The organism is Kocuria sp. KKT182 (genome assembly GCF_055635395.1).
Map to the genome: position 1 here is coordinate 21,019 of NZ_JBVMVZ010000002.1, position 20,546 is coordinate 41,564.

Annotated in this window: 16 protein-coding genes and 4 pseudogenes; 12 read left to right on the forward strand and 8 right to left on the reverse strand. The window is 61.3% G+C overall.

All coding sequences use genetic code 11. The features are described 5' to 3' along the window. Positions 1 to 6 precede the first annotated feature (6 nt). From ACZ2G1_RS18290 to ACZ2G1_RS18300, 3 genes and pseudogenes are all read left to right on the forward strand, one after another. A complete protein-coding gene (locus tag ACZ2G1_RS18290; protein ID WP_470377839.1) occupies positions 7 to 387 on the forward strand; it encodes a hypothetical protein in 381 nt (126 codons plus the stop codon). A gap of 45 nt (positions 388 to 432) precedes the next feature. Continuing rightward, positions 433 to 1,623: pseudogene (gene ppk1, locus ACZ2G1_RS18295) on the forward strand (polyphosphate kinase 1); the annotation flags it as partial. Between the two features lie 8 nt (positions 1,624 to 1,631). Beyond that, positions 1,632 to 2,105, forward strand: a pseudogene (locus ACZ2G1_RS18300) (histidine phosphatase family protein); the annotation flags it as partial. Between the two features lie 921 nt (positions 2,106 to 3,026). Here the strand turns inward: ACZ2G1_RS18300 and ACZ2G1_RS18305 are convergent. Continuing rightward, on the reverse strand, positions 3,027 to 7,907 hold the full coding sequence (locus ACZ2G1_RS18305) for a DEAD/DEAH box helicase (protein WP_470377840.1): 4,881 nt from the start codon (positions 7,905 to 7,907) through the stop codon (positions 3,027 to 3,029). A gap of 317 nt (positions 7,908 to 8,224) precedes the next feature. Between ACZ2G1_RS18305 and ACZ2G1_RS18310 the strand changes: the two genes are divergently transcribed. Further along, positions 8,225 to 9,079, forward strand: coding sequence for a hypothetical protein (locus ACZ2G1_RS18310; RefSeq protein ID WP_470377841.1), 855 nt, complete (start codon positions 8,225 to 8,227; stop codon positions 9,077 to 9,079). A gap of 271 nt (positions 9,080 to 9,350) precedes the next feature. Here ACZ2G1_RS18310 and ACZ2G1_RS18315 read toward each other — a convergent pair whose 3' ends face one another. The 3 genes and pseudogenes from ACZ2G1_RS18315 to ACZ2G1_RS18325 all read right to left on the reverse strand — a co-directional run. Beyond that, positions 9,351 to 10,238, reverse strand: a complete 888-nt coding sequence (locus ACZ2G1_RS18315) for a hypothetical protein (protein ID WP_470377842.1) — start codon at positions 10,236 to 10,238, stop codon at positions 9,351 to 9,353. Beyond that, positions 10,235 to 10,699 carry a hypothetical protein gene (locus ACZ2G1_RS18320; protein WP_470377843.1) on the reverse strand — a complete coding sequence of 155 codons (465 nt, stop codon included), beginning with the start codon at positions 10,697 to 10,699 and terminating at the stop codon, positions 10,235 to 10,237. The genes ACZ2G1_RS18315 and ACZ2G1_RS18320 overlap by 4 nt, the downstream gene beginning before the upstream one ends. Positions 10,700 to 11,009: 310 nt before the next feature. Beyond that, a pseudogene (locus tag ACZ2G1_RS18325) lies at positions 11,010 to 11,318 on the reverse strand (restriction endonuclease); the annotation flags it as partial. Between the two features lie 114 nt (positions 11,319 to 11,432). Here ACZ2G1_RS18325 and ACZ2G1_RS18330 point away from each other — a divergent pair. The 5 genes from ACZ2G1_RS18330 to ACZ2G1_RS18350 all read left to right on the forward strand — a co-directional run bounded on the left by ACZ2G1_RS18330 (position 11,433) and on the right by ACZ2G1_RS18350 (position 15,948). Next, positions 11,433 to 13,304: a DUF262 domain-containing protein gene (locus ACZ2G1_RS18330; RefSeq protein ID WP_470377844.1), complete on the forward strand. Its 1,872-nt coding sequence runs from the start codon at positions 11,433 to 11,435 to the stop codon at positions 13,302 to 13,304. 222 nt (positions 13,305 to 13,526) lie between these two features. Continuing rightward, complete coding sequence (locus tag ACZ2G1_RS18335; RefSeq protein WP_470377845.1) at positions 13,527 to 13,856, forward strand: histone-like nucleoid-structuring protein Lsr2; 330 nt, start codon at positions 13,527 to 13,529, stop codon at positions 13,854 to 13,856. 693 nt (positions 13,857 to 14,549) lie between these two features. Then, entirely contained in the window at positions 14,550 to 15,035 is a 486-nt protein-coding gene (locus ACZ2G1_RS18340; RefSeq protein WP_470377846.1) for a TIR domain-containing protein, read from the forward strand. After that, positions 15,029 to 15,472: an HIT family protein gene (locus ACZ2G1_RS18345; protein ID WP_470377847.1), complete on the forward strand. Its 444-nt coding sequence runs from the start codon at positions 15,029 to 15,031 to the stop codon at positions 15,470 to 15,472. The genes ACZ2G1_RS18340 and ACZ2G1_RS18345 overlap by 7 nt, the downstream gene beginning before the upstream one ends. After that, positions 15,469 to 15,948: a hypothetical protein gene (locus ACZ2G1_RS18350; protein ID WP_470377848.1), complete on the forward strand. Its 480-nt coding sequence runs from the start codon at positions 15,469 to 15,471 to the stop codon at positions 15,946 to 15,948. Before ACZ2G1_RS18345 ends, ACZ2G1_RS18350 begins: the two co-directional genes overlap by 4 nt. An 85-nt stretch (positions 15,949 to 16,033) precedes the next feature. Here the strand turns inward: ACZ2G1_RS18350 and ACZ2G1_RS18355 are convergent, their stop codons facing one another. Then, positions 16,034 to 16,945 carry a toll/interleukin-1 receptor domain-containing protein gene (locus ACZ2G1_RS18355; protein WP_470377849.1) on the reverse strand — a complete coding sequence of 304 codons (912 nt, stop codon included), beginning with the start codon at positions 16,943 to 16,945 and terminating at the stop codon, positions 16,034 to 16,036. Positions 16,946 to 17,159: 214 nt separating this feature from the next. On the opposite strand from ACZ2G1_RS18355, the pseudogene ACZ2G1_RS18360 reads away from it, so the two are divergent. Next, a pseudogene (locus ACZ2G1_RS18360) lies at positions 17,160 to 17,267 on the forward strand (Lsr2 family DNA-binding protein); the annotation flags it as partial. A gap of 468 nt (positions 17,268 to 17,735) precedes the next feature. On the opposite strand, the gene ACZ2G1_RS18365 reads toward ACZ2G1_RS18360, so the two are convergent. From ACZ2G1_RS18365 to ACZ2G1_RS18375, 3 genes are all read right to left on the reverse strand, one after another. Further along, positions 17,736 to 18,086: a hypothetical protein gene (locus tag ACZ2G1_RS18365; protein WP_470377850.1), complete on the reverse strand. Its 351-nt coding sequence runs from the start codon at positions 18,084 to 18,086 to the stop codon at positions 17,736 to 17,738. Beyond that, the gene (locus ACZ2G1_RS18370) at positions 18,083 to 18,400 is read right to left on the reverse strand and encodes a hypothetical protein (RefSeq protein ID WP_470377851.1); all 318 of its coding nucleotides are present in this window, start codon (positions 18,398 to 18,400) and stop codon (positions 18,083 to 18,085) included. Before ACZ2G1_RS18370 ends, ACZ2G1_RS18365 begins: the two co-directional genes overlap by 4 nt. Before the next feature lie 268 nt (positions 18,401 to 18,668). After that, complete coding sequence (locus tag ACZ2G1_RS18375; protein ID WP_470377852.1) at positions 18,669 to 19,238, reverse strand: hypothetical protein; 570 nt, start codon at positions 19,236 to 19,238, stop codon at positions 18,669 to 18,671. A gap of 218 nt (positions 19,239 to 19,456) precedes the next feature. On the opposite strand from ACZ2G1_RS18375, the gene ACZ2G1_RS18380 reads away from it, so the two are divergent. After that, positions 19,457 to 19,813 carry a hypothetical protein gene (locus ACZ2G1_RS18380; protein WP_470377853.1) on the forward strand — a complete coding sequence of 119 codons (357 nt, stop codon included), beginning with the start codon at positions 19,457 to 19,459 and terminating at the stop codon, positions 19,811 to 19,813. 333 nt (positions 19,814 to 20,146) lie between these two features. Beyond that, positions 20,147 to 20,353 carry a cold-shock protein gene (locus ACZ2G1_RS18385; protein WP_277552625.1) on the forward strand — a complete coding sequence of 69 codons (207 nt, stop codon included), beginning with the start codon at positions 20,147 to 20,149 and terminating at the stop codon, positions 20,351 to 20,353. Positions 20,354 to 20,546: the final 193 nt, after the last annotated feature.

Consider the following 20,546-nt stretch of genomic DNA (forward strand, 5'->3'; position numbering starts at 1 on the left):
ACACACATGAGACCGGACGGCCCGAACAGCCTTGGTGGAAAAAAAGGTACTAAAGCTTCCATCCGCCAAGGGGATCCTAAAATAGCTTATCGCAGTCCCGACCAGATAGAAGAAGGCGCACAATGTCCCCTTAGAAACGCAAAGATCGATCCTATCGATGAATCCCCCAACGAATCTTCATATCTACCGCTTGATGTCCCACTTAAAAAACCAGCGACTTGGTCACCGCATGACAAGATGCGATTGCTTTTGATCATTGGCCTTATTGGTCTTTTGCTGTTTTGCTTAGTTACTGAAAGCGGCGCGACTAGTCAGATAATTGCAATTGTTGCGTTAATTTGTGGGTACTTATTTGGTAGACATGATTCAACAGGGAAAAGTACATAGAGTTTTCTAGAAGGGGAGGGGCGTAACGCTCCTCCCCTTCTCTGCTTCGGTCCCGCGGTGCGCCTGGAGGTCACGGACAGCATCAGCACGGAGGTGCTCGAGCTGCTCGTCTCCGAGCTGGGCATCGACGAGTCCGAGATCTACCGGCTGCCCGCCCCGCTGGACCTGCGCGGGCTGGGGGTCATCGCCGGCATCGACCGCCCGGAGCTGCACTACTCCCGCCACGTGGCCCACACCTCCCGCTACCTCAACGCCGCGGAGACCGCCAAGGCCGCGGACGTCTTCGCCGCGACCCGGGCCCGGGACGTGCTGCTGCACCACCCCTACGACTCGTTCGCCACCAGCGTCCAGGCCTTCCTGGAGCAGGCCGCCGCGGACCCGAGGGTCCAGGCGATCAAGCAGACCCTGTACCGGACCTCGGGCGACTCCCCCATCGTGGACGCGCTCATCGACGCCGCCGAGGCCGGCAAGCAGGTGCTGGCCCTCGTGGAGATCAAAGCCCGCTTCGACGAGCAGGCCAACATCTCCTGGGCCCGGAAGCTCGAGCAGGCCGGGGTGCACGTGGTCTACGGCATCGTGGGCCTGAAGACCCACTGCAAGCTCTCCCTCGTGGTCCGCCAGGAGGAGCACGGGCTGCGCCGGTACGTGCACATCGGCACCGGCAACTACCACCCCTCCACCGCGCGCTTCTACGAGGACCTGGGCCTGCTCACGTGCGACCCCGAGGTGGGCGAGGACGTCTCGAGGCTGTTCAACCAGCTCTCCGGCTACGCCCCCAAGACCACGTTCCAGCGCCTGCTCGTGGCGCCGCGCTCGGTGCGCTCCGGGCTCATCGACCTGGTCGAGGCCGAGATCCGCCACCACCGGGCCGGCCGGCCGGCCCGGATCCAGGTCAAGTGCAACTCGATCGTGGACGAGGCCGTGATCGACGCCCTCTACCGCGCGTCGCAGGCCGGGGTGCCCGTCGACGTGGTGGTCCGCGGGATCTGCGCCCTGCGCCCCGGGGTGCCGGGGCTGAGCGAGAACATCCGGGTCCGCTCGGTGCTGGGCCGGTTCCTGGAGCACTCCCGGGTCTTCGCCTTCTGCAACGCCGACGAGCCCCTGGTCTACATCGGCTCGGCGGACATGATGCACCGCAACCTGGACCGCCGGGTGGAGACGCTGGTGCGGATCACGGACCCCCACCAGGCGGAGGCGCTCGTGCGGCTGCTGGCCCGCTACTCCTCGGACACCACCAGCAGTTCATACACCGGCCGCGCTACGACGACTGGTCCTTCCCCAAGGGCAAGCAGGACGACGGCGAGACGCTGCCCGAGACCGCCCACCGGGAGGTCAGCGAGGAGATCGGCCTGCTCCCGCGCCTGGGCGTGCCCCTGCCCACGATCCGCTACGACGTCAAGGACGGGTGCAAGGACGTGCACTACTGGGCCGCGAAGTTCGGCCCCGGCGCACGGCGGGCGGTCGTCGTGCGCCATGCCAAGGCGAAGCCCCGCTCGTCCTGGTCCCGGGCCGAGGGCGACCGGCCGCTGGCCGCGACCGGCAAGCGCCAGGCCCTCGCCGTGACCCGGCTGCTCCGGGCATGGTCCCCCGAGCGGGTGCTCACCTCCCCCTGGCTGCGCTGCCTGTCCACCGTGATGCTGTACGCGCGAAAGGCCGGGGTCCCCGTGCGGGAACGCCCGCAGCTCACGGAGGCCTCGCACAAGCGCCATCCCAAGAAGGAATCCACGATGGGATAGATCGTGTTCGACAAGGACCCGTACCTGTCCCCAGACGAGATGATTGTGCTCGTGGACGGACAGGACCACCTGCTGCGCAGCCGGGCCCTCGGCCGGCTCACCGTCTGAGCACCAGTATCCTGGGAGCGGACCAGATGAGGCGTTCCGGAAAGCCAGATCTTGGGTGTGGGGGTGAACGCTCCGAACGATTCACATTGCGTTGAGTCGGGATGGAGTGCCACACCCGAGCGGAAGGCCGATCAGGAGCACCTGATCACCGCGGTCCTTACGATGGGAGGCAGCGAGAACGCCTCTCGTTGGTTAAAAACAGCACCCGCTCCGAGCTGGGTGCTCATGAGCGGGTGCCTTCGAGGAAGGAGGCGCAACCAATGGCGGAACATGTCTGCGAAGCGTGCATCCGCCGGGCGCGTCACCATTCCATGCTTCTCCTCCAGTTGACGCTGGAGATCATGAAGCTGGGTGTGGTGGCTGCCCCGGTTGTCATCCCTCTGGTGTTCTAAGAGACGCCAGGACGAGGGGCGTGGATGTTCACAGCATCCGCGCCCCTTGCTCGTTCCGGAGCCCTCAACGCCGCGATAGCACTAGTGACCACCACGCCGTTGTCAACAGCTTAGTTCACCTTACGCGAGCTCTCCAGGACCTCCGCGCACCACTCGTCACCGGCAACACCTTCCCCGAGCCCGAGCACTGCAACGCCGCATGGACCGTCAGAGCGGCCTGAACGAGACCGATCGTACCGTCCATTAGCTTGCACAACGTCGCTTCCATGCGCGGGCGTGGGAGGAATCAGCACAGGCGCTGCTCTACTCCTTCGCTGCGGCCATGGAGTTCCATTGGAACGCCGACGACGATGTGGTGAGCTTTTCCAACATACAGCGCTGGGTGTCTTTGTCGGAGTGATGATCAAGAATTTGCAGTCTGCAACTCCGGAAGCTGAGAGACGAGCTCCATCGTGCGGACACTGACCGTAGTCACTCGTCCAATGAGATCGATAATGTAGCGGGGGTCGGAGTTTTCAGTGGCCCAGTGGTTGGGATCATTGGTGATCCCGGACTTCTTATCTACCTTGACCTGATACCGATCGATCAGCCAATCAATCGCAGATCGAGGTCCAAGCATGTACTCATGGGCCTCAATGGGGATACGTTCGAGCGTGATCCATGGGTTGTAGACGAGCTTGGTTCTATCCTTACCAGCCCCGTAGTTCATTTTGGTGACCCTGTAGAGATCCATGGGATTCGACGGAGCACCGTCCTTGACGACCTCAGTCAGTGGATACGGTTCTACTGCCTCGTATCCCAGGTGCAAATCGGCCAGCTGCCGACCGGTGTCGGCAAAGGTCTGGAATTCCTTAGCGCTAGACACCTTGGGAATGCGCGGGAGCATCTTCGTTAGATCCGCCGCATACATGGAGCGGTAGTCCGGAGAGTACAGCAGGCCGTAGACGTAGTAGAAGACATCATCTTTGGTGACGGGTGAGCCGAAGGAAGAGCGGTAGTCGGCGAGGATCTCATCAGTAATGTTATCGACCCGCCGATACCCATACTGGTCGATGTTGCCGTTCGTGCCGCCAAGATCTAGTTGCCCTTCAGAATTATTTACTTTTTCGTAGACCCAACGAGGAAAGAACTGCCCTGCCTTGCCGTATAAATCCAAGCATGGCATGGAGTCCAACATGAGACACGCGAACCGAGAAGTTGCATGAATCCCATTCAGGTAGAATCCATAATTTTCATGCCTGGCGGTTGGATAAATAGTCGGCAATTGATATGTGCAGTTATTAAACTGCTGTTTCGGATCGAAGTAAAGTTTCTCTCTCATGAAGGGGCGGTATATGCCCTCCCGAATTCCTTCCGGATCAAATTTTCCGTAACGACCCCGCAGCACGTCGGCCTTATTAATACGATCCCAGCTAAATTTGGATGAATCGAAGTCGATCATCTTTTCGACATCCGGTGTCGAATCGGGCTGCCGCCCAAGTCTTTGAAACTTATCCACTTCCGAATTGTAGAAATTAATCATGCTCCGGACATTTCTGGTCAGTTTCTCCGATGAAAAGTTGTAGCACCAAGCATCACGACTTGTCTTCAGTCCCGCAGAGTATGAACGGAATATGGCGAGCTGCCCGTCCTTGGCTTTCTTGTCGCCGATAGTTGGGTATGTCATGAAGTCGGTGTTGCGCTGACTGGTCCAGTCCCCTGCCTCATTGGGTTCGATAGCATCCCAGTCAATTTCGTACAGGGTGGACTGCTCGATGATGTCGAGCTTTTCTTCGCGGGTGAGGTAGTCGCCTATGTCCCGGTAGTAGATGACGCAGGAGCCGTTGTGGGCAGGATTCTTGACGGCAATCAGGACGGCGACGGTGTTGCGACTGCCAGAGCCGAAAATCTTACCACCTTCCTTGCGCGACTGTTCGCCAGCGGTCCGCTGGTTGCCCCGCAAGTTGAAGACGTAGAGGCTGGAAAACTCTTCCGCCAAGGTCAGGCGGAGACCGTCGGCAGTGTTGGAGTCGATCCAGCCACCGTTGGTGACGTAGGCGATGACGCCGGAGTCGCCGATACGGTCGGTAGCCCAGCGAATGGCGCGGATGTAGGAGTCGTAGAGGCTGGTCTTGAGCGTGGCAGTGGAGCGTGCCGCGTACGTGCGCTCGATTGCCGCGTCCAAGGACGTGTATTTGATGTTGGCGTTGTTGTCGTTGGCGCTGGTCTGGCCGACCGAGTAGGGCGGGTTTCCGACGATTACCTTGATCGGGGCCTCGAGCTGGGTTGCGGCGCGGTCGTTGTTGGCCGTGAACATTTCGGTGTCGAGGGTGTCCTCGTCCTCGGACATCTGAAAGGTATCGGTCAGCACGATGCCCTCGAACGGCCGGTAGTCGCCGCCGGCGATGCCGTGGTAGGTGGCTTCGATGTTGACGGCTGCGATGTAGTAGGCCAGCAGCATGATTTCGTTGGCGTGCAGCTCGGAGGCGTACTTCCGTGCCAGGTCGTGCTCGCTGATGATGCCTGACTGCAGCAGCCGGGTGATGAAGGTCCCGGTCCCGGTGAACGGGTCGAGGATATGCACGCCCTCGTCAGTGAGGCCGCGGCCGAACTCGGTCCGGGAGACGTCGTCGGCGGCCCGGAGGATGAAGTCGACGACTTCGGTGGGGGTGTAGACGATGCCCAGTGCGTCGGCCTGTTTGCGGAAGCCGAGTTTGAAGAACTTTTCGTAGAGCTCGGCGATGATGCGCTGCTTGCCCTCGGCGTTGTCGACCCCTGCCGCGCGCATCCTGACGGACGCGTAGAAGCCGGCCAGTTTTTCGGTCTCCGCATCCAGACCCTTGCCTTCGAGGGCGGTGGCCATGGTGTCCATGACGATGGAGACCGGGTTGTGGGCGGCGAAGTCGTAGCCCTCGAACAGGGCATCGAAGACCGGCTTGGTGATCAGGTGCTGGGAGAGCATCGAGATCGCTGCTTCGGCGTTGATGCTGTCGTTGAGGTTTTCTTGCAGGCCCTTCACGAAGGCGGCGAACTGCTCGGCCACCTCGTCATCAGCCTGGTCGACGAGGGCGCGGATGCGGGTGTGCTGGGCGCCGGCGATGTCGGCGACGTCTTTGGCCCAGTCCTCCCAGTAGGTGCGGGTGCCGACCTTGTCCACGATCTTCGCGTAGACGGCGTCGCGCCACTCCAGTTCGAGGTTGAGCATCCCCTGGACGCCGCGGCGCAGGGCGTCCTCCTGCTCCTGGTCGGTGGTGGTCTTGTCGGTGTATTCGTCGTCGCTCTCGCCGGGGCCGACATGGACAGTGAGGAGGTTGTCGGGAGCCTTGCTCTTGTTGAGGTCCAGCTTGTTGACCATGGCGTTGAACCGGTCGTCGTGGGCCCGCAGGGCCTGGAGGACCTGCCAGACGACCTTGAACCGCTGGTTGTCCGCCAACGCCTGTTCCGGGGCCATCCCGGCCGGCACGGCCACGGGCAGGATGATGTACCCGTAGTCCTTGTCGGGTGCTTTGCGCATGACCCGGCCCACGGACTGGATGACGTCGACCACGGAGTTGCGCGGGTTCAGGAACATCACCGCATCCAGGGCAGGGACGTCCACACCCTCGGACAAGCACCGCGCGTTGGAGAGGATCCGGCACTCCCCCTCCGGGACCGGGGCCTTCAGCCAGTCCAGGCGGTGATTGCGTTCCAGGGCGTTGTAGGTCCCGTCCACGTGCTCCACCGAACACCGCAGAATGTTGTCGCCGGCCGCCTCGTAGGCGTCGATGACCTCCTCGAAGGCCCCGGCCAGACGCTTGGAGGTCTTGATGTCCCGCAGGAACGCCACCGCCCGCTGCATCGGCTTCTCCCCCGCTCCGAAGCCGCCGGCGCCATTGTGGCCGGTGCGCTTGGCCAACCCGTTCCAGCACCCCACGATCCGGGTGGCATCATCCAGGGTGAGCTCGTGGTTCTCATCGGCCAGCTGCCGCTGCAGCGGCCCGGCGATGTACTCCTCATCAACGGTGAGCACGAGCACCTTGTAGTCGGTCAGCAACCCCCGCCCGACCGCATCCCCGAAGCCCAGGCGGTGGAACTCCGGGCCGTAGACGCTCTCGTCGTCCATGGAGGTGAGCACCGCGGCGTTCTCAGTGGCCTTGGCCTTGGTCTCCTCGGCGAAGATCCGCGGGGTCGCCGTCATGTACAACCGCTTGGACCCGGTGATGTAGTCGGCGTCGTGGATTTTCACGAAGTTCGACTCGTCCACCCCGGCCAGGGTGGCCCCGGTGGTGCGGTGGGCTTCATCGCAGACGATCAGATCGAACCCCGGCGCCCCCTGGGCCTGGGCGTCGTGGATGACGGGCAGGGACTGGTAGGTGGAGAACACCACCGAGACCTCCGGCTCTCCCACCTCTCCCGTGATGGCGTGGGCCAGCTTGGTGGCGTCGGTGGTCACCGGGATCACCACATCCACCGTGGAGATGTCCTCGGCTGCCCGGGAGGCCTTGGTGTCCGAGCACACCGCATAAGAGGCCATCGGCATCGCCGTCTGGCCGGTCCACTCCCGCAGCGTCTGAGACATCAAGGAGATCGACGGCACCAAGAACAGCACCCGGAACGCCCCGGTTCGCCCCTGCTCCCGTGCGGTGGCGGCCATGGTCTCCACCAGCTTCAGGGAGGTGAAGGTCTTCCCCGTGCCGCAGGCCATAATCAGCTTGCCCCGGTCGTGGGCGGTGAAGCCGGCGGTGACCTTCTCGATCGCCTCCTGCTGGTGCGGGCGCGGCTGGTGCTTGGCTGCCGGCTTGAGATCGACCTCGAGCTGGTCCTCGGCCGGCCAGGCCACGTGCCAGTCGATCGGGGCCGCTGCGATCTCCGACAGCCCGATCCGCTGCACCGGGATCGCCTGCTCCTTGATCGTCTCCTCGGCGTTGCCGCCCCAGTGCTCGGTGGTGGAGACGATGATCCGGTTGGAGAACCCTTCCTTGCCCGAGGCGGCCAGAAACGAGTCGATGTCGGCCTTGGACACGTAGTGGTGCGGTTCGTAGAACTTGCACTGGATCGCCGTCCACGACCCATCCCCCCGATGCCGGGCCACCAGGTCGATGCCGGTGTCGGGTTGGCCATTGCGGCCCTCCCAGTCCGACCAGCGCATCACCCGGTCAAAAGTGGAGGAGTAGATCGGGTCCAGCTCGAAGTAGCGGACCATCAGCTCCTCGAACTTCGCCCCCCGGTCGTAGTTGGTGCGCTCCTGACGGAACGCCGCCATCACCTCATGGACCGAAGTCGTCACCGGGTCACTCCTACTACTCGACTGCACTGGGGGCACCATCGAATCTACCGGTCAGAGGACTCCAGCCCATCCAGGGACCGCAGAATCACCCCAGGCAGATCCCAGTGGACAAGGCGGTACGCAACCCTCTGGCTCTGCGTCCGGCTTCAGGGATGCCGATGACCGATACTCGTCTGGTCCTGTACCGCATGCGGGCCATCCATTCTGCAAAACTCATACAGGTTCCCTAAGGGCACCGCTGCAGAAAGCACCCACGGTGCTTACTGCAGCCCCTGCACGCGATAGACGAATACGACAGTTGGAGAATCAGAGTGAGGTACTGGTGGGCGAGCCAAGGCAACAAATTCCCCCTCGTAATGGAACAGCGCATCCTGTGGAGTCGCCCCACCGACAGCGGCGCTCTGCCTCAAAGCCGGGTGTGTCTAAAGGAGATGCGGCGCGGAGACATCGTATTCCACTACTCCGGCCCTTTTCTTCGCGCCGTGAGTCGGGTAAGTGAAGAGTGGGAACCCGCATCCCGGCCCCGCGGACACCGGGAAAAAAAGTTCAATGAAGGGTGGCGGATCCGGGTGGAACCGCTGAAGCTCGACTTGGAGATCCCGTGGCAACGCGTGGCTGAGCTGATCAACCACGGCTCCCCTGGCCCGCTCACCTATAAGGGCGTGCCAGCGCTCAAGTATGCCTCACCGTTAAGTAACGAAGAAGGCCTGCGGCTGCTGCAGGAGGTTGGTGTCTCTCTCCCGTCAGACGTGGCGAACGAGGAAAGCATACTGGGGCGCCCTGCAACCTCATGGGGGGAAGAAGAAACCGATGGGAAGGCTCAGGGAGCGGTTCGCCGCGAACAAGCCTATTTGCGCCAACACCTGTTACAAGGACGCATCGTAGCGCCCTGCTCAATCTGTGGTGAAGTGCTGCCCGCACGTTTGCTTATCGCCGGCCACATCAAGCCCCGGAACCTGTGCACCGAAGAGGAGCGCACTGACTTCACCGCGGCCGCAATGCTGATCTGCGCCCTAGGCTGTGATGCCTTATTTGAGTGGGCTTACATCGTTGTTGATTCCGCTGGCCGGGTGTCCCATGGCCGCCCTACCGAAACGGAAAACCTCAGCGCTGCCGTAAATCGGCTCAACGGCAAGGTCTGTGCCGCCCATAACGCCAAGACTGCGACTAATTTTGAGGCACACCGTTCCTTGGCCACACACAGCTCGTAGTGACCGACTGACGGGTGAACTGGGCGCGCCAGGGGGTGGGACCACTAGCGGCCATGTCCCTTCCCTCCCACATCCCTGCTAGCGTGTAAGCGCAGGCCTTGATCCCTGGCCACCACATTCTTCCTGCGACTCCGTGTAGAAGGGTAAGACACATCTGCGGGTCGCAGCCCCGTAGATGGTGAAGGCACCAAGTGCACCGCAAACCTTTCCTTGCGATACGCCGTTTGTCATGCCGTGCCACCGACGATAACTCGATATATTGATATCCATATCAATGAGATGCACGCATTAATCGATCGAGTCGATCGCTAATAGATTCGAGAAGGCCAAGGCCATCACGCATTTCGTCCATGGAAGCTGATTTGCCATGTACGACCAAGTTGCGGATTGCAAGTGCTCGGCGGATATCCAGTGAAAGTTCGGCGTCTGCAATGCCTTCTTGGTGGAGTCTATTTATCAACATCCCTATGGGCGCATTCAACTTTTGATCACTACCCAATGCATTGCGCTCTGATATTTTCCGGATACCCTCCTCAATGTGCCTCCAGCGGTTAATAAAAGTGAACTGAACTTCAGCCTCGCTCATCTCTTTGTCCGAACTGGTGTGATGCTGCGCGTTGACCCGTGCCTCATAAATATTTTTATAAACTGTTTCCGCATCATAAAGACCTTTATGTAGCGCTTCCCTGAGCGCAAGCTCCCTCAGCACTGCTTCCTTACGCCGGGAATGGCTCAAGCTACTACTGAACGCCACTCCGGCAGCAATTAGAGCGGCGACCAAAGATAATACAGACCAGACTATGTCTGAGGAAATCAAGTCCCGCGAGGCACGGAAAAACACAAAAGTAAGAAAAAGTATGTTGGCAAAGGCCGCGACTAGTAAGACAGTTATAAGGACAGCACTAGTCCTAGTGGGAAGCCGTTGAGAGAGAGCTCCTCCCGTGTTGTCAAAGTCAACCCTTTTTTCGCTGGTTAACTCGGTAGTAATATCGTTGAACGCAGACAGTATATCTGTTTCGGTTAACACATCATGCGACGAGTTCAGCATGGCCTTTTCGATCACTCGCGCGCGATGTTCATCCAATAGTTGACTCAGAATTTTCGCAGCATTCTGGGTCAGCTGGGGCGTTGCGGCATGCTCTTCAGCTCCAGCGTTCACTTGCGTCCCCCTTTTGAGTCATAAATAACCGTAACAACGATGGCAGCGATGCCAATTGTGAGACATGCAGCGAACATCGCTATCCAAACACCCCTGGAAAACAGCATCGGATCATTTTGTGTCATGAAGGCACTGGTGACCCCTACCGCAATTGCCATTATATATTGGGCTATTCTTGCGAAAATTATGTATTTGGGCATTGGCGGAGCAATTATGCCTCGGTTCCGGACAATTCTTTCTGCGTCAGAGATATGGGCAGTCGTATATTGAGGCACCTGAGACGTTTCGGCCCTATGCGAAGCCTCATATCGACTGGCCTCATCAAGGAGCTCCGTTGCATAATTTTTCACTTTTAGGTCAAAGGCATGGCGCGCTGGCTCGGCGAGAAAATTTGCTCCGGTAACACTAAAGCTTACAAGTTCCTTGCCGACAACGGACTGATCGGATGCTTTACCGCTCATACTCAGCCCTTAATTGATTGGGCGCTACACGGAATAATTGTTTTAAAGGGCGGGGGCGTAATTTAAGGTTGGCGGGATCGACTGAACTAGCCTGAATAATGTTGGGGCCAGCAGTATCGTAATGTATTATGATGCCCCTTTCCTCCTGGCGTAGATGTTGCCTAGACGCATAACCATGCCCCCTCCGTTCCATGGCAATATATTATCCTTTTCCTCTACTCAAGTGGCGGATTTCTACGTCGGTCGCCAGAACTATTGCGGCCTTTGGGGCGGCCCGCTCAAACCCGAGTGGGTTAGCCGTTTGTACGGGTGCCTGCAAGTGGTGCGGTTCGTAGAACTTGCACTGGATCGCCGTCCACGACCCATCCCCCCGATGCCGGGCCACCAGGTCGATGCCGGTGTCGGGTTGGCCATTGCGGCCCTCCCAGTCCGACCAGCGCATCACCCGGTCAAAAGTGGAGGAGTAGATCGGGTCCAGCTCGAAGTAGCGGACCATCAGCTCCTCGAACTTCGCCCCCCGGTCGTAGTTGGTGCGCTCCTGACGGAACGCCGCCATCACCTCATGGACCGAAGTCGTCACCGGGTCACTCCTACTACTCGACTGCACTGGGGGCACCATCGAATCTACCGGTCGGGAGCTCATAACCGTCCACACCACTGCGTCGCACGCCGCATAGAGTGATAAGCGTCCATCCTGGTCTCAGGCCCCGAGTCACCCCGCACAGGAGATTTTGTGAAGGCCAACGCGCTGTCACCCCGTGAGCTGTTCTCGGCACCGGTTCAGTACACGATCCCGCCGTTCCAGCGGCCTTACGTGTGGTCGGAAGAAGATCAGTGGGAGCCACTGTGGCAAGACATCGAGCGCATATGTCTACGTCTTCTCAAGGCGAAGGAAATCGAAAGCCCGGGACCTGATTTCACATCCCATTTCCTCGGCGCCGTCGTATTCAAGTCCGGTCCGGCTGTTGCTGGTGATGTTACGGAGCACTCGGTGATTGATGGGCAACAGCGGTTGACGACCTTGCAAATAGTTCTAGATGCCGCGGAATCGGTCATCGGTGAGCGCAACTATGAGGACGAGCAGGAAGTTCTCGATGAGCTCGTGCGAAACAAGAAGAGGAAGAAGTTTCAGAATACCCACAAGAGATTCAAGCTGTGGCCCTCGCGTGCAGACCGCACTGCTTTCGCGCGGGTGATGGACGGCCACGACGCTGATACGGACGGTCATCGGGTGGCGGAGGCTCACAAGTTTTTCCAGCAACGCATCGCCCAATGGATCGACGCAGAGAGTGACGACGGCCAAGATGCCCCGCAGGTGAGCCAGCACGAACGGGTCCGGGCCCTGGCTGCTACGTTGCAGGACCAACTGATGGTCGTGGCAATCCAGTTGGAACTCAACGACGACGACCAAGTTATCTTTGAGACCCTCAACGACCGCGGGACACCCCTGCTGAAGGCAGACTTGATCAAAAACTGGGTCTTCCAATGCGCCGAAGATCTAGGCGCCGACACCGAGCAGTGGGCTGACCAGTTTTGGAGCGAATTCGACGCGGACTGGTGGCGTGAGGAAATCACACAGGGTCGACTGTACCGCTCGCGAATTGACATTTTCCTTCAGTACTGGCTAACAATGCGCACCAGTAAAGATCTGGTGATGAATGATACGTTCAAAGCGTTCCGCGAGTTCGCCAAAAAACCTATGTCAAATACCTCGGAAGCAGAAGCACTACTACAGGAATTCCGCAAAGACGCTGACACGTTCCGAAACTTCACTGATCTTGCCAGCAACACTCCCGAGGGACGCTTCTACAGCAACGTCATCGAGGGCATGGAACTAGCCGCTACCACCCCCGTGTTCCTGTGGCTGACCTCGGAGAACCACCAGGTTTCAGCTCCAGCGCGAAAGATCGCTTTGATCGCCCTGGAAAGCTGGGCCATCCGCCGGAGTCTGCTGCGCCTGACCACCAAGGGCGTGAACAAGTTGATGGTGGTCTTGCTTCGGGAGCTGAACCAAGCACCTCATGAGCACGTTGCTGAGGTAGTCGTGAATTTTCTCAAATCCCAGACGACCGAGACTTCGCTATGGCCCTCCGACGAGCAAATGCTCGAGGAACTACCGACCAAGCGACTGTACGGTGTCGTCCGGCAAAGCCGCATTCGCATGGCGTTGCAGGCAGTGGAACTGCATATGCGATCCCACGGTTATAGCGAGGACGTGTCGCTGCCCGCCAAACTCGAAGTTGAGCATCTCATGCCCCAAGGCTGGCAACGGCACTGGGATGAGGACCCTCCTTTAGATTCCGAGGCTGCAGCACGTCGGGACATCGCCGTCAACACACTGGGCAACCTGACCCTTGTCACACGCAAGCTCAATGCGACCTTGAGCAATAGGCCCTGGACGGACTCCGACGTGCGCAAGGCGAATGCGGGCACTGCGGGTGACACCCGCGGCAAGAGAACATTGATTGAAGAGTTCACCTTGTTGGTACTCAATCGTTCCGTAGTGCTGAACCACCAAGCGGAATGGGACGAGGACGCCATCCACGCCAGGAGCCAGGACCTGACCCGGGTCATATGCGAAGTATGGCCCCACTCGGATCTATAGTCCTCGAAAAAGAGGATGGTGCCCATACAGGAGCCGTTCTCTCGGCGAGGACACCGGCAGGAAAATACCGGTAGAGTCAGCTACTGCGTAATGACGCTCACCCAGTCGGTGCCACACCGGCCTCCCTAAGAATGCATTCGGGAATATGAATTGGTGCTAGCGTCCCAACCCGTGGGCGCACTTAAACGCAGAACAAGACGAGATTATGGGAAAGGTGTTGTGATGGCCCAGAGCGTGCAGATCATTTTGGAGGACGACCTCGAAGGCGGTCCTGCTGAGGAGACCGTCCAGTTCGGTCTGGACGGCCGGCAGTACGAAATCGACCTCTCCACCGCCAATGCGGAGAAGCTGCGGGAGGCCCTGCGCCCTTACGCGGCCGCTGGCCGGCGGGCCCAGTCCAAGCCCGCCCGGTCCACCGGGCCCCGTTCCTCCACTGGTGGTAACCCGGAGACGGCGAAAATCCGGGCCTGGGCGAAGGAGAACGGTCACCAGGTCTCCGACCGCGGCCGCATCCACCAGTCCGTCAAGGACGCTTACTACGCCGCCCAGTAGGCCCCCACTCCCCCACCCGGACACGCCCCCGGGCTCCCCGTCCGACCCGAGACAGCGAACGCTTGGTGTTAGCGGGCCACCGCCACGGCATCGCAGCGGAACTCCTCGGGGCAAGGCTCGAGCCCGGGGAGCTACTCGCTGTGAGGGTCTCTCCTCACTGTGAGTAACCAGCAACGAGCTGACGTCCCTTGTCCGGCACGGAGCCGCCGGGACGCCCCGCGTCCAGGCCGAACCGCGCTGGTCGTCGGTCGTCCCTTTGGCGTCCGACAACAGGCCCTGCTGGGGGTCTGCCCTGGCTCCTTTCGGAAGGGGCGCAGGCACCCGCGTCGTTCGACGACCCATGGGATCACCCGGCCCACCAGCAACGGTGAGCCCGGCTCCTGCGCCCTGAACCATGGGAAAGTCGCCCGCTGTTGCAACCTTCCTTTCTCGGGCCCCACGCGGAGAAACCCCCTAGGGTCCGCCCCCAGTTGAAATAAGCGCTCCTGCGAGCTGGCCCGGAGGACGGGACGGCGGCGCGGCGGCGTCCCTTCCTCGGGCATGAGCGCACAGTGGAGTAGAGGACCGCCGGCGGAAAATCTGCGGTAACAAGTACTCGATTAGTAGTCATCTGCAAACGTGTCGGTGTAGTGGTCCAGACTCATGGGAACGGCAACACCCCCAGGTTGCCGAGAATCTGGAGAGGAATCCCCCATGGCTAAGTCAGTTTTCTACAGCTTTCACTACGAGCAGGATGTCCATCGGGTGCAGCTCGTTCGCAACATCAATGCTCTTGAGGGGCAGCCCGTGCTCAACTCTCAGGAGTGGGAGGAGGTGCGTCGCAAGGGAGACCAGGCCATTGAGAGCTGGATCCATGACCAGATGTCCTACAAGAAGGCGGTCATCGTTTTGATCGGCAAGCAGACCGCCTCGCGGGAGTGGGTAATCTATGAGATCGAGAAGGCATGGAGGGACAAGAAGCCGCTCCTTGGGATCTACATCCATGGGCTGTCCTCCCTGGGGAAGGTCGACTCGATGGGAGCCAATCCCTTCGACAAGGCCGAAGGTGTGTCCGGGGTTCCTGTCTTCGACCCGACACAGAGGGATTGGCAGGGGAACATCGACTCGAAGGCCACCTACAACAACTTGGTGCGGAACCTGGAGACATGGTCCGGTCAGGGTAAGGTCCGCCTGTGGTGATACAAGAAGACTGCCCCTTCTGCGAGATCGTGCAGCGCGAAGATCCCGATGCTCGTGAGGTGTACCGAGACGAGGATGTGGTGGCGTTCTTCCCGTTGGAGCCGGCGACACTCGGTCACACGTTGGTTGTGCCCAGGAAGCACATCTCCGATGTCTGGGATCTGGATGAGAACACAGCGTCACATCTAGCCAGGGCTGTAGTCCGCATCTCTCATGCGATGCGGACAGCAGTCGAGCCTGAGGGTCTCAACATCATCCAGTCCAACGGTGAGGTGGCTACCCAGACCGTGTTCCATCTGCACGTGCACATCGTGCCGAGATGGAGCGGTGATGCGGTTGGCCGGATTTGGCCCCCGGAGACGAGTTATTCCGAGTCAGAGAAGGACAACGCATGGGAGAAGCTGCGCAAGGAAATTGGAAGGACTCCAAGGCTGTGACCCCCTCCGATGAGGACCGACGGAAGCACCTGGAGTTTATCCAAGCGGTCGTCACCCGCATGTCGACGGCTTCCTCGAACACGAAGTCCTGGCTTCTCCCGGTCGTGACTGCGGCCTACGGCTACGCCCTCACCCAAAGAGCCGACTCCGTCGCACTCTTAGGCATCATGGCGGTTCTGGTCTTTGCGTTCCTCGATGCGAACTACCTCCGTCAGGAGAAGGCATACCGGAAGCTCTACGACGATGTCGCAGGGCTGGATCGCTCAGGTCAGGGACCGCGGACGATACCGCTTTTTTCCATGGACCCCTCCGACGCTGACGACCCAATCGAAGCCTCCTCCTCGGCAGGGCAGAAGCTTGTCCAGCTAGGGCGTCGCTGGTTCCCTTCGTGGGCCGTCTGGTCGTCATGGTCCGTAGCGCCCTTCTACGGATTACTCCTGGTCGCAGGAATCGGGATTTTCTTGCTCGTCCGGTAATCGTCAAGCTTGCCGACCAGCTCCGTAGACCCCTCAAGTACGCCTCGACCTGAACACTGTAAAACAGCGTCGTTTAGAACAGAGACTATTTGGAATCTGTTTTGGGGGGTGGCCATGCCCGTTTTTGCTTTTTATAAAATGGTTCAAGTTCACTGGTCGGAAGGCCACCATTGCGAACCTGATCGTTTTCCCAGTAGATTTTGTCGAGACGATTCCATTGGTCATTATTAAGTGACCCCAGGGCAGATATTCGCCGTGCAGCCGCCTCCGCACTGACATAGTCACCCGCTGCTTCGAGCGATGCGAACAGCCCATCGCTCATAGCTTCGCCAAGCTCCGGGACGGCGGACACCCAGTCGGTAATGATCTCAGCGACCTCTTTCGGGGATGCATCAGGCTTCGATGGCCACTGTTCTCGCTCGATGAACCCGCCCGGATCACTCCCCATGCGGACGGCGTACCGGTGCACTCGACGCCCAAGTGCCCAACCAACCTCTTGGTGACACCATGCGCTGTCCTTGAATTCGGGATGAACGATGGACACGAAAGCTTGCATCGACCACAGAGCCTGCTCGATCTGGTCCTGCCAGGGTTGGCTGTAAGCCATGGTATGAGGGGCAACGAAACCATGAATACCAACGACAGCCAGCTCGTTAGCAACATCACCGACGAAGTTTTTCTTCGAGTCCGAGTGAGATATGAATAAACGCACATATCCTGGCTTCCAGTTACCTGGATCATCTTCTGCGGCAGCGTATCGAAACTCCTCTGGATCCTCTCCCGTGATCTCTTCGTAAATCGCAATGAGATTAGAGTCGGATATGTTAGCAATGGCTTCCTCGAACGCCGGGGAGTTATACTTCTCCTCAAGGGCTGGGAACCCAAACTCCGTTAGAAGCAAGTTTTGCCGACGGATGTTCCACTTCAGGCGGTCCCGATCCATTTCCTCGACGAGACGGCTCTTAAGTCTGAAGCGCTCGATTCGTGATAGTGACATGCTGCAAACACTACTTCCTGAGAGCGACAGCCTTCCTAGCGCAACCCTCATAATATCTCTTATGGCGAGTCGCCATGTGGAGTCAATGCTCACTCGGCCGCGTCAGCAGCAAATCGTATGGCATGGTTGGGTGCTTGAAAGGCAGACCGCCGCGAGAGAATCTCGTTGATGATGGTCATCGCGGTCGCGGTGGTGCTGGCGAACGCGGCCACGACCGGCGACGGCAATAATCCGGGCCTGGGCGCAGGAGAACGGTTACGAGGTCTCCGACCGCGGCCGCATCCACCAGTCCGTCAAGGACGCCTACTACGCCGCCCAGTAATCCCCCACTCCCCCACCGGCCACCCCCTCGGGCCTGTCCGGGTGCTTGCGAGACAGCGGGTTCTGATGCCGGCGGTCACGGCCGTGGCATCACCGGGGAATGTCTCAGGGCAGGGCTCGAGCACGGGGACCCGTCATCGTGGCTCCTCCGCACGATCAGCAGCCGGTGACGGGCTGAGGATCCGTTCCCGGCCACGGTGCCCCCGGGACGCCCCGCGTCCAGCCTGGACAGCGCTGGTCCTCCCTTTGGCCCCCGACAACGGATCCTGCTGGGGGTTGGCCCTGGCAGCTTTCGGACCGGGCGCGGGCACCCGCGTCGTTCGAAGACCCACGGGACCACCCGCCCCATCCCGCCGCCTGTCCCCAGAAGAAGAGAACCCGGCCCACCAGTAACGGTGAGCCGGGTTCCTTCATCGCCGACCATGGGAAAGCCGCCCGCAGCCACCCCCTCCCCTATCGGGGTCCGGTGTTATCGGTTGATCTGTTGGGCGTAGGCGCGCACGGCGTTCTCGATCACCGCACGGGCGGTGCCGTCGTGCTCGGTGAGCTCCTCGATCAGATCGGAGACGTCTTGGGCCACCCGCACCCCGAGCTGGATCGTGGGTTCCCGGCGCGGCCGGCCCCGGCCGCGCTTCGGCGCCGCGGACGTGGGTTCCGTAGCCGGTGCCGTCTGCACAGGTGGGGACGACACCACCGGTGCCACGGGCTGGGGTGTGGTGGCGGGTCGGGGTGTGTAGTCGACCGGGTCGATGTGCTCATCCGGGGCCGGGCGCGGCCGGCGGCGGGCCAGCGAGGCGGGACGCTCGGGCTGGTCGGTCATCGCAGCACCTGCTTCGCGATCGCGGTGTAAGCCTCCAGCACCCGGGCGCCCTTGCGGTACTGGCCGTACCACTCCCCCGATATCCGTACCTCCTGGACGATGGCCCGGTCCGGGATCAACGGCTCCAAGAACAACCCCGTGGCACGCAGCTCCTCGAGGCTGGCCACCGCCGCCCGGCTCATGATCGTCTCTTTCACCCCGCCGACGACGATGCCGGCCTCGGTCAGGTTGTCCGGGGCGCCCAGGTGCCGGCGGTGCCGGCGGAACTGAGCGACCGTGCGCCGGGCCCCGTCCACCTGCGTCGATGCCGTCACTGGTGGCTGTGGCGGCGTAGACCACGGTGTCCGCCGCGTTCAACGCCGACAGGGTCAGCGGCCCGCCCTGCCGGTTGGGGCAGTCGATGACCACCACATCCGCCTGCAGACCGGTCAGGGAGATCAACAGCGGCAGCTCGTCCATGATCAGCCCGGTCAATTTCCCGGGGGGAGACGGTGCGGGGCCGAGGGCATCGCCCCGAGATGGAACAGTCGATGCCGGAACCGGCGGAAGCGTTGTTGAATCAAGCTCGCCCGTTGGGTGTTCTCAGGTGATCCAGGCGTGTTGGCCCGGGGACCAGAACACGGCCTCGGCCCCGTGGTGGGCCAGCTGCTCGCGGATCTGCTCATCGGTCATCGAGGAGGACCCGGACAGGGGATGGAAGTCCTGGCGCGCCACCGCGGTCCGGGAGGCGGCGTAGAAACGGTCGGTCTCCTGGGCGAACCTGGCGGTGAGCTCCGCTTCGGCCAGCAAAGCGATGGCCACCAGCTCCCGGTCGTAGCCGACCTCATAGAGGCGGCCGCCGATGACCTCCTGGTAGCTCAGCCCGGCCCGGGTGAAGTCCCCGATCCACGCCTCCACCTGCTCCTCACGCAGCTGGCGCTCCTGCTCGGTGGCACCCCGGACCGTCAGTTCCTCCGGTTCCCCGTCACCCTCGGTGACCACCGCGACGACGGTGCCCTCCAGGAGCAGTTCAAGGCACTGGGCCGGGTCCGCCCCGGGGTAGGCCTCCTGGGTGGCGGTGTAGGCGCCCAATACGTAGTCCGTGGTGGCCGGGATGGGCCGCAACGTGGCCGGCAGCAGGCGGGTCGGGATCGTGCTGTGCGTGGGTGCCATCGGTTCTTCCGGGATGCGGGGCGGGAGGGACAGTCCCAGTCTCAGCCACCACCGCGCTGATCCGGCGATAGCGCGGCCCAGCCCCCGGCGCTGGGCGTGTCACCGCGCCGGGGTAGCTGAGCACCAGAGCACCGCCCCCCCTCCAGGAGCACCGAGCGGGCACCGGGCCAGTGACCTGGCCGCGCCCGAGGCGAGGACTCACCGCCCTGGTGCCGGCGTTGCTGAGCCTGGGACAGCAAGCCCTGGTCGACTACCGGCTCACCGGACATGAGTTGCCCGAAGTGGAGGTCACCGCCGTGGAGCGGGTGGAGACCGTCCCGGCCACCGCCCGGGGGACCGGCTTTACCGTAGGCGTCACCAACGACCTGAAGGCTAAGTGCTCGTCCATCGTGGTGGACCCGGACCTGCTGCTGGGTAACGACGGCGGGGTGCTGCTGATCGCGGCCACCCTGTTCGCCGGGGCCAAGCACCTGCTCGAAGCCCGAGACTCCTCTGCCGACCGGCATACCCCGGCTAAGCGCCGGCCACCCCGGCGCCGCGGCCCGCGCCCGGCGCTGACCTGCGCCCGACCCTGACACCGGCACCTCAACGCTTTTCACGCCGCCACACCCTGCCCGGGCTACCCCGTCACGACCCCGCCAGGGCCCCGACCCCTCCCCCGCCGCCCTGTGCGGTCCCTGGGGCCGGGCCGGCGAGCCGGCCCGGAGGCCACACGTCGGGTCAGCACAGCGCTCAGCGCGGTATCACTGCCACCCCTGGGGCGGGGTGGTCCATGCGTCGCAATGCGATCAGCCCCTGTCCGGGGACGGACCTTTCTGCCAGGGTGGGGAACGTGCGTCCCTGACGTGCACGAGCCCTCCGAACCTCGGAAAGCTCGATAGATCGCAGAACAGAAGCAGGTAGAAGATATGACTACTGGTGTGGTCAAGTGGTTCAACGCCGACAAGGGCTTCGGCTTCATCACCCCCGACGACGGCTCCAAGGACGTGTTCGCCCACTACTCCGCCATCGCCTCCAGCGGGTTCCGCTCCCTCAACGAAGGCGACCACGTGGAGTTCGAAACCCAAGCCGGCCCCAAAGGCCCCCAGGCGGCGAACGTCACCGTCCTCCCCTAGCCCGTTTCGCGGTCTTCAAGCTGAGGTCCGCGGCGACCGGCACATGCTGGTCACTACTAGAGCCATCGCCACCTCGCCCTCAGGCGGGGTGGCGATGGCTCTGTCGTCCATGATCTCGAAGTCTCCCCCCACCAGGCGCCCCATATTGCCTAGCAAGCAATCCGATTCGGACTTCACACGGAACAATTGATTG